Source organism: Ruegeria sp. CDSA033, assembly GCF_059612305.1.
On record NZ_JBXWQI010000022.1, the window covers coordinates 20,825 to 32,991 of the forward strand.

Sequence of the window (12,167 nt, forward strand, 5' to 3'; positions counted from 1 at the left end):
CTGTTGGCGCAGTAGGACACGGCATCGCGCGAAAGCTGAACACTCATCCTCCAATCCGTTTGCGCACCCAGCCGAGGAAAGCCGCGTCCGGCTTTCTCAGCCGCGGCGCGCCCGAGCGCGCCCAGACCCCACGCCAATCCGCCTCAAGCGCATAAACATCGGCTCCTGGCATCAAGCGCCGTGCCTCCTCCAGTGTCTCCGGTCTCAGGATCGGAGGAGGGCGGTCCGGTTCAATCAAACCGCTGCGCGGGGTGAACCGGATCAGATCCCCTGGCTCTTCCCGCATTTCGTAATCGGGCAGGTGATCGGCTTCGATCATGTCGCGCAGCATCTTGCGGAACACCCGGCGCGGCGAAGCTGAACCGGATTTCTTGAGCAGAGTATCCACCGACACCGTCCAGCCGGGCTGGCGTCCGCAGTGTTTGCGCGTCAATTCATAGATCCGCCGCTCTAGCGGCTTACGCAGCCGAAAGTAGTCGCGGGAAAGCGTGAGGACGCTTTTCGACAGCACCGCCCGGTACAGCCAATCGGACAGCGTCACCGCCACGTTGACCATACGTCCCCCGCGCGTCTTGCGCACAATCTCCCAGCTTTCGATCAAGCCGAACCCGGTGGTGGTCTCTTCTTCGCCGGTGACAATATTGGTGGTGATACGGGTGCCCGCCAGCCGCTCAAAGGCTTCACGCAGCCGTCGGTAGGAGTCGCCGCTGGTTTCCCGATTGGTCGCCGCCAGCAGGTCATGCGCCTTGAGCTGCAACGTACGGCTGACCTGACGACCCGCATTGATCGCCGCCATCAGCTGGCTGATACAAAAGATCAGGATATCTTTGTCATGAATCGTCGCCAGCCCTTTCACCGACGGCGTCACGGTGATTTCCACTCCATTGTGCACGTAATTCAGGATACGGCGATCCGGCCGGGTCGCCAGCGAGAACAGCGGATGCTCCATACTGGCTAGGTCATCTTTGGGGATCGCATCGAACACATCGCAGACGAAAAAGTCACCCTGCTGTCTGCGGTCCGGAAGAAGCCTCCCCGACGTATCTGTAACTGACCTGCCCATGACCTTGTCTTCCTGCCGCCCTCGTTTTCGGGGTCTTGCTGACACCTAATACCGAACTCATTTTTTCGTGGTTTCAGTGACACCCACCCTAGAGTTATCCACAGGCTCGCACAACGGGGGTTCAGAGTCACCCAACCGGGGTTTCAGAGTCGTTTCATCGTGGTTTCAGAGTCGGTAATACCCGTCAAAAGTAACGCAACCTATTTTTTTAAAAGGAAAATATTGGAAAATCGATATCAGGTAACAATAAATAACACGAATCTAACAGATCAAAAAAAACCCAAGCCTTCCGGAATTGCGCTAAATCCGCATCACGATTCCCTTATTTTGCTGAGAAAAACCGTCTTTGTGCTTCTTTTTGTTCCATGTGCTGCCTTTTTGGCTATCATGAGAAAAACACAGCACATCGAGCGGTTTTCATCATGGCAAAGGTCGGCACTCCCCTTCCTCCTTATTTCAACATAGATCCCGATGCAGCACTTACCGATCTGGATTTACCCACAGGTTCGCAAGACTTTTCTGACATTGCCGAAGCCTGCACCCGCGGTCGCGCGGATTTGGCCAGCCGGGGTTTGAATGAAACCGGGAGCAAATCGCTGCGCTTGTTTTCCACCTGGGAAATCACCCGCTATCTGATCCCTGTAGCCCAGGCTCATTTCCGCCGCGTGTTGAAACAAAATCCTGATCTGCCACAGGGCCAGTCCGAGACCGAAGGCGGAGCCAAATGGTTCACACTGGATGAGGTACTACGGCTACGCGCCTTTTTTGGAGCTCAAGGATCGAAGGCCAAAAACTACCTGTCCTACCGTCCTGCTGGACAGCCCGCCAAGATGGTGGCTGTGGCCAACTTCAAAGGTGGTGTCGGCAAGACTTCCACAGCAGCTCATTTGGCGATGTCCGCCGCCCTTGACGGGTACAAGGTGCTGGTGATTGATCTAGACAGCCAGGGGTCAATGACTTCTATCTTTGGCGGTCAGGTTGAGGATGAATGGCAAACCGCCTTTCCGTTGCTGGCCCGTCATTACGGAGAATATCTGCGGATCGAGAACCAACGCCGTCTGGACCGGGGCGACGCGCCTCAACCGCTGGACGATGCGTTGGGTGCAGCCATGGAAATGACAGCGCGGGATGTCATACAGAGCACCCACTGGTCAAACATCGATCTTATTGGGGCACAGCTGAACCTCTACTGGGCCGAGTTCCAGATTCCCGTCTGGAGAATGCAGGCGCGGGGCTGGAAGTTGTGGGATGCACTGACCGACCGGCTTGAAGCTGATGGCGTGCTCGATGACTATGACCTGGTCTTCATCGATACGCCGCCCGCGCTTGGATACCTGACCATCAACGGGCTGGCCGCTGCTGATATTTTGCTAGTGCCGCTTGGGGCCTCGTTTCTGGAGTTTGACTCGACGGGCCGGTTCTTTGACATGCTGCATTCCACCTTTGCCAGTATCGAAGAGGGTGAAAATGTTGCTGCCCGAGCCCTGGGGCGGCCCGAAATGGCATTTGAATGGGATGCTGTTCGCGCAGTAATCACACGTTATGACGGGGCGCAGCAAGGCGAGTTATCGGCTCTGATGCAGGCTTATTTAGGCAAGACGCTGTCACCGCACAGGCAGGATTTCACCGCGCTGATCGGTCAGGCAAGCGAACAGGTGAATGGAATCTACGAAGCCGATTATCGCGATTTCAACCGAGAAACCTATGCCCGCGGCCGCGAAACCTTTGACGCCACCTATGCGGCTTTCAAACGGTTGTTGCTGGGTGTCTGGAGGCGCGGCGAATTGGCTGCGCAAGAGGCCGCGGAATAGCGTCTCGTGACGCGCACTGACCCCAGCGTATGTGAGGAGCAGCAGAGATGGCAAAACGCAAGCGACTGACCCCGGCCCGGCTGGATTATCTGAAGGCTTCTTCCGAGGTCAGGTCTGTGTCTCCGGACCGGAACCCGGCTCCGATTGCGCAAATGGCTGGCGAAGCTGCTGCCACGGCGGCGCTGCAGGAAGTCAGCCAGGCTCTCCAGAACGCCCGGGCCGACAGACGGATGATAGAACTGCTGCCACTGGCGGAAATCGATGGGCACCATCTGGTTCGCGACCGTCTGGAACAAAACGAAGAGGAAATGGGGGCGCTTGTCGCTTCGCTGCGTTCGCGCGGCCAGCAGATGCCCGTTGAAGTGGTTGCACTGCCCACTCCAGTGGGCGGGTGCAGCTATGGTCTGATCTCTGGCTGGCGGCGGTTGACGGCGTTGCGGCGCCTTTTCAAAGAGACAGGGGACTCTGAATTCGAGCATATCCGGGCAATGGTGATCACTCCCGACACCGCACAGGACGCCTATCTGGCGATGGTCGAAGAAAACGAGATCAGAGTGAACCTCTCTCACTACGAACGGGCGCGCATTGCGGTTCAGGCGATGAAGGAAGGTGTGTATCCAACACAGAAAGCCGCGTTACAGGGTCTCTTTGGCAATGCGGCACGGTCTAAGCGGTCTAAGATCGGTTCCTTTATCGCGCTGGTCGAATCCTTCGATGCAGCACTTTGGTTTCCATCTGCCATCAGCGAAAAGCTGGGTTTGGCGCTGGTCCGGGAAATGGGACGGGACCCGGGCTTTGCAGATTCACTGAAAGAGCGATTGTGCAAGACCCCTCGTGAGAGTGCAGAGGCCGAGATGCAAATTCTGTCCCTGGCCTTGGAGGGGGCCCAAGACCCCACCGATCCGAAACCACCCATGCCGCGTCGGTTACGTTCTCCCGGGCCGAGCGCAACTTCGGGTGAACAGATCGTCACTTCGGTGAGCGAGGGTATAGAACTGCGGTTCACTCCGGGGCAGTACCGCATCGAACTGGTCGGCGAGGCGGTTTCAGACCGTCTGGCCGAGGCTCTTCAGGATTGGCTGCAATCTCGGTAAGGGTCCGCTCCGGGCGTCCTGGAGATTAAAGAAAAGTTTCGCACGCGAAACATTGATTGCGGTCAGCATCTCCAGCGCCTTTTAGGACCACTCTGGATCAGGTTGAGCGCGTGGCTTGCGAGTCCGCAAACGCATATCACTGCACCCAATCAGATCGGGAGTGCCCCGTACCAGGTCACGGCACAGGGCGCATGTTTTGCGGACGATCGGGAATAGGGTAGGATGGCCGTAAGCAAATGTCCCGACCGGTTTCGAAGTGAAACGGTATCGGAACAGGTACCGTCAGGCCTTGGTCACCAGGTCCATCGACAGCCCGCGCGATGCAATAGCGTTGCGAGTGTCGACGATCGGAAGCCCCAGACTGATCAGCTCCTCATAGTCGATCGCATCATGATCCGTCGAGATCAGTATGACATCATAGTCATCCCGCCTGATATCGCCAGGTTGGACGGCTTCGCGATCCAGCAGATGTGGAAATTCCCGCATGCGGGGAATGCTGTCGATATGAGGGTCCAGGAAGTCGACCTCTGCGCCGTTTTTCAACAACATGTCCATCAGAACCACCGAAGGGCTTTCCCGCATATCCGGGACATTCTTTTTGTAACTGATGCCGACCAGCAAAACCCGTGATTTCGACAGGCCCTTCCCGCATTTATGGTCCAGGGCTTCGCGCAGCTTGGCTACAACGTAATGCGGCATAGTTACGTTGATTTCACCGGCCAGTTCGATAAACCGAGTGGCATGCCCGTATTCGCGGGCCTTCCATGTCAGATAGAACGGGTCGATCGGGATGCAGTGGCCGCCAAGGCCGGGGCCCGGATAGAAGGGCATGAAACCGAAGGGTTTGGTGGCGGCCCCGTCGATTACCTCCCAGACATCGATCCCCATTGCGTCGTAGATCATTTTCAACTCGTTCACGAGCGCGATGTTGACGGCCCGAAAAATGTTCTCGGTAATTTTGACCGCCTCGGCCGTACTGGCCGAAGAAACAGGGACCACCTTGTCGACGACCTTACTGTAGAAAGTCACTGCCAGAGTCCGGGCCATATCGGAATCGCCGCCCACGATCTTCGGTATGGAATGGGTGCGATATGTCTTGTTGCCGGGGTCCTCACGCTCCGGGCTGAAGGCAACCCAGAAATCCTTATTGGGTTCCATCCCGCCCGAGGCTAAAATCGGCGTCAGAATATCTTTTGTCGTCCCCGGGAATGTTGTCGATTCAAGAACAATCAGCGTTCCATCCCGCATATTTTCTGCAATGATCTTGCCTGTTTCCTGGACGAAGGACAGATCCGGCTCGCGGTGGCGGGTAAGGGGGGTCGGCACGCAAATGACGATTACATCGCAATCGGACAGTTTCGAAAAGTCTGCTGTCCACGAAACAGGGCTGCCGTCTGAAGCCTCTTGCAGCATCTCATGCGTTACTGCGGCAACATAGCTATTGCCCGCATCCAGCGCGCGAATCTTGTTTTGATCGATGTCGAAACCGGTCACTGCAAAGCCGCGTAAAGCCGCCGTTACGGCCAGAGGCAGGCCTACATATCCAAGGCCGACGACCCCAATCCTGGCTGTTTGGTTGTTCAGCGACGCCAAAAGCCTGGCGTCAGTCGCGTTTTCCATATCCATCTTAAATACCGTCCCAATCAATCGCCTTGGCTTCTTCCGCTTCCGGCGTGGATGAAATCTTTAACTACATCAATGAGCTGCGCATCGGCAAAGGCAGGAACTTCCCCCCCGGCCAATACATTCCCTTTAGAAACTCGATCCAGCAACTCCGTCAACTCTGTTTCTTCCTGTGCTGCAAACACTCCGTCCCGGTTACCGAAGCGCTTTATTGTGGCGAACTGATGGTCATTGCGGGTTTCCCGCAGATGTCCACGCCGCGGCAGGAGCACGATTGGCTTCTTCATGCTTTGCGCCATGATGATGGTTCCCATACCGGCATGAGAAATGACAAATTCGGCCGTTCGGAAGCGTTCGCTGTAGTCGTCCGGTTCCAGCGTGGAAACGGTCTCGAAGTTGCGGGGACTGTATTGGGCGTTCTTCGTGATCTGTCCGAAAACGCGGGTTCCGACGCCGCGGGCACCGCACCAGTCGTCAACGCAGCGTACCAGCCTGTCAAAAGGCTCATGGGTTCCAACTGTCAGAAAAATCAAATGACCGATCCTTCATAGCGTGGGCCTTCCGGGGTAGCCAAATACTCCCACTGTGTCAGCCAGAGATCACAGTGCTTTCCGGCTTTCTGTCCTGCAAGAGACAGCTCTTCGGCATTGGCGATGCTGTCGATCCATATGGTACGGGTCCCCATCATGGATGCGAGCCGTAATGCAAAATAGCCAGGCGCAGCGCCCGTCGTTACGACAACATCCGGCCGGACCCTGATGAGAATGAGGGCGACCTGAAAGACCGAACGGATCAGCCTCAGCTTTTGCCACCGGTTGGCCTCAATCATGACCCGGTAACTGGGCTTCGGCTGGCCCCTTTCAGCCGCCAGGGCTTCTACTTTGGCCCTGAAGCCGGGCTCTGTCGTGACATATGTCACATCACATCCGTCCCATGCGGGCATCAGTCGGCAAAGCTGCACCCAGTGCCCACCACCTGATGCAACCGCCAGAACTCGGGGGGGGCTTTTGCTCATGGGGGGGCTCCGGGCAATAGGTCTTTTAATAGCATCAAACAAATCCGCAGGTTTTTGTATATTCTATGAACTGCATTGTCAGGTTTAAGACAAAGTCGGCACAGGGCCTACCATTTTCCGAACGGGTAGAAGAGACGGTGAGCCGGATTACGCCCGGTACGGCGCCTGTCGCAACAGTGGAGCGCGGTATGAAACCTGTGTCCGGGTGCACTTCGGGCACCACTGCACCTTTCCGAGTGATAGCACAGAAGTATTGGGTCTCTGGGGTGGGTAATCCAGGGCAAAATCCAGATTTGGTTCCTGGATGAAAACAGCCCGTCCAAAGAATCTCTGACATTGCCGTTCAAAATAAGGCATTTTGTGGGCATTGTCAGTTTTGGGCGGTCGGGCATTCTTGAATTGTCTTTGAAATATGATGGGAATCGGCTAAAACCGTGCCTGTATTTGAGCAGAGCCCCAATAATAATCTGGGCAAAAATGTGACGGACCTCACAGTTAAAGTTGTAGGGTTCATGTAATGAGAATGGGCAGGCCACAGTTTTAGTGGCGTTGTTTTGTGCCGGAGTAAAATTGATTATGACGAGTTACGTTAAAAGTGTGAGTGCAGTTGATACAGTCGCACCGGTTCAGTCTCAATGGGAACCGGTATCTGTATACTCCCGGGGGGGAAAACGCGCATTTGACATTCTCTTTGTCCTGCTAACCGCACCGATCTCGCTCTGCCTGATCGCAATCATGGCCCTTCTGGTCAAGCGCGACGGTGGACGCCCGTTTTATACCCAGGAACGGATAGGACGGGAGGGCAGAACCTTTCGCCTGTTCAAAATCCGCACCATGGTGGCGGATGCCGATGAGCGGCTGGCGGCCTATTTGGCCAAAAACCCCAGCGCCCGCGCGGAATGGGAAAGCGATCAGAAACTCAAGAATGATCCGCGCATCACGCGGATTGGCTGGTGGTTGCGCCGCACGTCGCTGGATGAGCTGCCTCAGCTTCTGAATGTTCTGTTGGGTGATATGTCCATTGTTGGGCCGCGCCCGATGATGACCGAGCAGAGAAAGCTATATCCGGGTACTGCATATTACGCGTTGCGTCCGGGTATTACCGGCCCTTGGCAGGTTTCCGACCGCAATCAGACCAGCTTTGCCGCCCGCGCAGACTATGACGCGCAATATCTGGCGGAGCTGTCGCCCGGGACGGATTTGTCCATACTTGCCCGCACTATCTGGGTCGTTCTGCGCTGTACGGGCTGTTGATCGCATCAGGTTTTGCTTGAACAGTTTGCGGACACATCCCATCTTTAAACACGCAACCTGCAATGACGGTTAAAATGCTTCAAAAAGCTTTCAGGGGCGGTGCATTGGGTGTCGCCCTTATTCTTCTGGTCGCCTGCGACTCTGCCGAGGAGCGGGCCGAGAAGCATTTTCAGGCAGCTCTGGAATATCTGGAAAATGGTGACTTCGCTCGGGCGACCATCGAGTTCCGCAATGTTTTCAAGCTGAACGGCAAGCATAAAGAAGCCCGGTTGACCTATGCCAAAATGCGCCGCGACGCCGGTAACGTGCCCGAGGCCTACGGGCAGTATCTGCGTCTGGTCGAACAATATCCGGATAATCTCGAGGGCCGCCGCGCGCTGGCGCAGATGGCGGCGTTGTCCGGAGACTGGGAAGAAGCCGAACGCCATGTCGGGGAGGCCGCCGAACAGGCCCCCGAGGATACGGTGGTGCGGGCGGTTCTGGCCAGCCTTGCCTATCGCGAGGCGCTGGAGGCGGAGGATGAATCCGCCATGGGCCAGGCCGTCGAACAGGCGGAGGCCCTGATTGTCGAAGCGCCTGAATTGGTGATCCCGCATTTCATCGTGGTGAACGATTGGGGCCGTCAGCAACGCTGGCCCGAGGCGCTTGAAGCGCTGGCGGCCGCGCTCGCTGTCTCGCCCGAAACGCGGCGCTTTCACGATATCAGACTCGCAGTATTGGGCCAGCTGGGCCGGGACGACGAAACCGAAGCGGCGCTGGAAGAGATGGTGGAGCGCTTTCCCGACGATCCCGGGATTCAGAGCAGTCTGATCTCCTGGTACATGGCCCGCAATGATCTGGAAGCGACCGAATCCTTTCTGCGCCGGCGCATCGACCCGGATGAGGACGATCCGCAAAACCGGATGGCACTGCTGCAGTTTCTTGCGGGCACCAGCGGCCCGGACGCTGCCATCGCCGAGATTGACAGAATGCTGGCCGGAGAACTGGCGCACCGGTCTCTGTTTCAGGCGTTGCGCGCCGGGCAGCGTTTTGAGGCTGGTGCAACCGATGCGGCCATCGCCGAACTTCAGGCCGTTATTGCGGCCTCTGAGCCGTCTGCCGATCTGAACGATGCCAGGGTGGTGTTGGCGCATATGCTGCTGGCAACCAATGACGAAATCGGCGCGCGCGCGCTTGTCGACGAGGTACTGGCTGCGGATACCGGCCATGTGGGCGCAGTCAAGCTCAGGGCGGGCTGGTTAATCGGGGATGACCAAACCGGGGATGCGATCGTTCTGCTGCGGGCGGCCCTTGGAGACAGTCCCCGGGATGCCGAACTGATGACCCTGCTCGCAAATGCCCATCAACGGGACGGCAATCGCGACCTGATGGCGGAAATGCTGTCCCTGGCTGTCGAGGCGTCGGGAAGCGCGCCGGAGGAGTCTTTGCGCTATGCCGAATATCTGGTGCGTGAAGACAACGCAAACCTGGCTGCGGGGGTTCTGACCGACGCACTTGGCCGCCAGCCCGGTAATGTGCAACTGCTGACGCGCCTGGGGCAGATTCATATACTCGGGCGGGACTGGAGAAGTGCGCAGAAATCTATCGACAGGTTGGAGGCGCAGGGGGACGGCACTGCTGCCCAGGTCCAGGCGCTGACTGCCGGCCTGCTTGCGGCGCAGGGCTATGAAGAAACCTTAATGAGTTATCTTGAAGATCTGTCGGACGAGGGGGACAGCGTCGGCGACATGGCCGAGATTGGAATCGTGCGGGCCCATGTGCGTAATGATGATCTGGAGGCGGCTCAGACTTATCTCGACCGGGCGCTGGAAGATGCGCCGGGGGATGTCGTGTTGCGTTTTCTTCAGGCCTCTGTTCTTGCCGGGATGGGAAAACAGGATCAGGCCGTCGCCGTCTATCGGGCGATTCTTGAGGAACGACCGAAGAGTGAGCGCACCTGGATAGCGCTTTATGTTTTACTGTCCGGAACCGATACGGCACAGGCCGACGAAGTTCTGGGTCAGGCTCTTTCCGCTTTGCCGGACAGCGCTGATCTGAAATGGATACAGGCCGGCGCGCTTGAAGCGCAGGGCGATATCGAGGGCGCTATTGATGTTTATGAGGCTCTGTACAAAGCCGACAGCAACTCGGTCGTCATTGCCAACAATCTCGCCAGTCTGTTGGTTGCGGCCCGGGATGACGCGGAAAGCCTCGATCAGGCCTATCGCATTGCCCGCCGTCTGCGGAACAGTCAGGTGCCGCATTTCAGCGATACTTATGGTTGGATCGCCTATCGGAGAGGGGATTTCGACGCGGCATTGAAACATCTGGAGTTTGCGGCCCGGCAGCTGCCCGGGGAACCCACGGTGCTGTATCATCTGGGGGCCACCTATGCCGCGCTCAGCCGCAACACAGAGGCGCGCGCCACATTGGAAAAGGTCACTGAACTGGAGGTGTCGGAAGATCTGATGCAAAAAATACAGGCTGCAATCGCTGACCTGCCCACACCAGCCGAAAATGGTAACTGATTCTGATTGCGGCACAATTTCACCACAGCGTGAACGCATCGCTTCCCAGGTGGCTTACATGGACTCATCTTCCACGCTAGGCTCAACAAGAAACTCAATTTTTCGAGGGCTTAAAAGATGCTAAGAACATTAATCGGTCTTCTCGGCCTGATCCTTTCGGTGACCGTTGTTCAGGCGCAGAGCGGGTATAGGGTCTCGCCCGGTGATACGCTTCAGGTTGAAGTTCTGGAGGATCCAAGCCTCAACCGAAGAGTGTTGGTTTTGCCCGATGGTACATTCAGCTTTCCATTTGTTGGAACGATTCAGGCCGGCGGACGGTCAGTAGGTTCGATCCGCGATGCGCTGACCTCGGGGCTTTCGCCACAATTTGCGGCTGAGCCCAATGTCTATGTTGCCGTCGCTGCGACCGCATTGCCCGAAATTGTGGGAACGGAAGCCGCTCCTGATACGGATGCCATCTACGTCATGGGCGAGGTCAACACGCCCGGGTTACTTGATGCAAGGCCAGGCACGACGCTGCTGCAGGCCCTGGCGCAGGCTGGCGGGTTGACCAGATTTGCCGCTGGTAAACGCATCGAATTGCGCCGACGCGAACAGGTTCTCTTTTATGACTATTTCCGCACCGGGAAAAAACCCAGCGTTGGAGGCAGCACTGTACTGGTTCCTGGAGATGTCATCGTCGTCCCGCAACGGCGCCTGTTCGAATAAAACCCGAGCTAGCAAACTGGCGCAGGGGTTTTCTTCTGCGCGGTTTATGACGGCAGGGCTGGATCGCTTTGCAGCCCCTGCCGTTCCTCTAAATCTCTTGTTCCCGGTCGAAAGGCCTAAAACGAAAGCCGTTTCCTCAGAACCCTGGGAATTCGTGCTGTTACGAACGCCAGTGTTTTTGTGGGGTGTATACGCAGCGCTTTACGCAACATCTTTTTAGCTGCCCGTTTTCGCCCCAACGTCATGAGTGCCTGTGCGAGGTAAAGTAAAATGCGGGTATGTGCGTCCGGATATGCGGCAAGCACGCGCTGGTTTTTCTTCAGAACCCGGATTGTGCCAATTGCTTGCTTACGGGTATTGCGGGAAATACTGTCCGGGGAAATGAAACTCAGCACAACCGGATCGAGAGCTTCATAAACTTTCGTGTGCTGCACCAGACGAACCGTAAAGTCCCAATCCTCATTTGCCCGTGCACAAGGATCAAACCACTCCCTGTCGGGAAAGCAGCCACGCCGGAAGACTGCATTTTGCAGGCTGATCCGGTTGCCAAAAAAGAACCTCCGAACCTGATCATCATCCAGTTTGATCTGTCCATCTGGCGGCGGAGCGCACGTGACCTTGCCGGGGCCGTAATTGTGGAATTCGTCGCGCCCGTACAGGATCTTTGACCCGGTCACAACGCCCACCTCATCGGGCAGGGATTCAAGCTTTTCTATCTGTCGGAATAGTTTGTCAGGCAGCCACATGTCGTCACTGTCCTGAAAGGCAATAAAACGGCCCCGCGCCATTTTGAGACCAGTGTTACGCGCCTTGGCGGGGCCCCCATTAACCTCGTGCCGGACATAGCGCACCCGGTCATCTCCGAGCGCCTCGACAACGGGCCGCAGGTCGATCTCGGACGCATCGTCGATCACGATCAGTTCCAGATCCCGGTAACTTTGCGACAGGACGCTCTCACAGGCCACTTTCAGACTGTCGGGGCGGCCATATGAAGGAAGAATGACGGAAACGGAAACGGTCATGATCTGTTATCTTGAAAAAATGACATTATGAACTCTGAAAATACTGCGCTATCAGCGCCGGAACGGCCAG

Annotated in this window: 10 protein-coding genes; 5 read left to right on the forward strand and 5 right to left on the reverse strand. The window is 56.8% G+C overall.

Annotation, left to right across the window (positions count from 1 at the left end):
• Positions 1-43 precede the first annotated feature (43 nt).
• Positions 44-1,063 (reverse strand): replication initiator protein A, encoded by a 1,020-nt coding sequence (locus AC2FLA_RS19630; RefSeq protein WP_496724545.1) that lies wholly within the window; start codon positions 1,061-1,063, stop codon positions 44-46.
• Between the two features lie 422 nt (positions 1,064-1,485).
• Between AC2FLA_RS19630 and AC2FLA_RS19635 the strand changes: the two genes are divergently transcribed.
• The gene (locus AC2FLA_RS19635; protein WP_496724547.1) at positions 1,486-2,874 is read left to right on the forward strand and encodes an AAA family ATPase; all 1,389 of its coding nucleotides are present in this window, start codon (positions 1,486-1,488) and stop codon (positions 2,872-2,874) included.
• A gap of 47 nt (positions 2,875-2,921) precedes the next feature.
• Entirely contained in the window at positions 2,922-3,968 is a 1,047-nt protein-coding gene (locus AC2FLA_RS19640; RefSeq protein ID WP_496724549.1) for a ParB/RepB/Spo0J family partition protein, read from the forward strand.
• A gap of 282 nt (positions 3,969-4,250) precedes the next feature.
• Here AC2FLA_RS19640 and AC2FLA_RS19645 read toward each other — a convergent pair whose 3' ends face one another.
• The 3 genes from AC2FLA_RS19645 to AC2FLA_RS19655 are packed head-to-tail and all read right to left on the reverse strand — an operon-like array spanning position 4,251 to position 6,606.
• Complete coding sequence (locus AC2FLA_RS19645; protein WP_496724551.1) at positions 4,251-5,594, reverse strand: nucleotide sugar dehydrogenase; 1,344 nt, start codon at positions 5,592-5,594, stop codon at positions 4,251-4,253.
• Positions 5,595-5,611: 17 nt separating this feature from the next.
• Positions 5,612-6,124, reverse strand: a complete 513-nt coding sequence (locus AC2FLA_RS19650; RefSeq protein ID WP_159090175.1) for a glycosyltransferase — start codon at positions 6,122-6,124, stop codon at positions 5,612-5,614.
• Positions 6,121-6,606, reverse strand: coding sequence for a UDP-N-acetylglucosamine--LPS N-acetylglucosamine transferase (locus AC2FLA_RS19655; protein WP_496724553.1), 486 nt, complete (start codon positions 6,604-6,606; stop codon positions 6,121-6,123). Before AC2FLA_RS19655 ends, AC2FLA_RS19650 begins: the two co-directional genes overlap by 4 nt.
• Positions 6,607-7,182: 576 nt before the next feature.
• On the opposite strand from AC2FLA_RS19655, the gene AC2FLA_RS19660 reads away from it, so the two are divergent.
• From AC2FLA_RS19660 to AC2FLA_RS19670, 3 genes are all read left to right on the forward strand, one after another.
• Entirely contained in the window at positions 7,183-7,860 is a 678-nt protein-coding gene (locus AC2FLA_RS19660; protein WP_496724555.1) for a sugar transferase, read from the forward strand.
• Between the two features lie 74 nt (positions 7,861-7,934).
• On the forward strand, positions 7,935-10,367 hold the full coding sequence (locus AC2FLA_RS19665) for a tetratricopeptide repeat protein (protein ID WP_496724557.1): 2,433 nt from the start codon (positions 7,935-7,937) through the stop codon (positions 10,365-10,367).
• Positions 10,368-10,484: 117 nt separating this feature from the next.
• Positions 10,485-11,075 carry a polysaccharide biosynthesis/export family protein gene (locus AC2FLA_RS19670; protein ID WP_496724559.1) on the forward strand — a complete coding sequence of 197 codons (591 nt, stop codon included), beginning with the start codon at positions 10,485-10,487 and terminating at the stop codon, positions 11,073-11,075.
• A 116-nt stretch (positions 11,076-11,191) separates the two neighbouring features.
• Here AC2FLA_RS19670 and AC2FLA_RS19675 read toward each other — a convergent pair whose 3' ends face one another.
• Positions 11,192-12,097, reverse strand: coding sequence for a glycosyltransferase family 2 protein (locus AC2FLA_RS19675; RefSeq protein ID WP_496724561.1), 906 nt, complete (start codon positions 12,095-12,097; stop codon positions 11,192-11,194).
• Positions 12,098-12,167: the final 70 nt, after the last annotated feature.

Coding starts and splice junctions, on each gene's coding strand:
- AC2FLA_RS19660 (WP_496724555.1), top strand. CDS start 7,183: ATGACGAGTTACGTTAAAAGTGTGAGTGCAGTTGATACAGTCGCACCG.
- AC2FLA_RS19675 (WP_496724561.1), bottom strand. CDS start 12,097: ATGACCGTTTCCGTTTCCGTCATTCTTCCTTCATATGGCCGCCCCGAC.
- AC2FLA_RS19655 (WP_496724553.1), bottom strand. CDS start 6,606: ATGAGCAAAAGCCCCCCCCGAGTTCTGGCGGTTGCATCAGGTGGTGGG.
- AC2FLA_RS19645 (WP_496724551.1), bottom strand. CDS start 5,594: ATGGATATGGAAAACGCGACTGACGCCAGGCTTTTGGCGTCGCTGAAC.
- AC2FLA_RS19640 (WP_496724549.1), top strand. CDS start 2,922: ATGGCAAAACGCAAGCGACTGACCCCGGCCCGGCTGGATTATCTGAAG.
- AC2FLA_RS19635 (WP_496724547.1), top strand. CDS start 1,486: ATGGCAAAGGTCGGCACTCCCCTTCCTCCTTATTTCAACATAGATCCC.
- AC2FLA_RS19630 (WP_496724545.1), bottom strand. CDS start 1,063: ATGGGCAGGTCAGTTACAGATACGTCGGGGAGGCTTCTTCCGGACCGC.
- AC2FLA_RS19670 (WP_496724559.1), top strand. CDS start 10,485: ATGCTAAGAACATTAATCGGTCTTCTCGGCCTGATCCTTTCGGTGACC.
- AC2FLA_RS19665 (WP_496724557.1), top strand. CDS start 7,935: ATGCTTCAAAAAGCTTTCAGGGGCGGTGCATTGGGTGTCGCCCTTATT.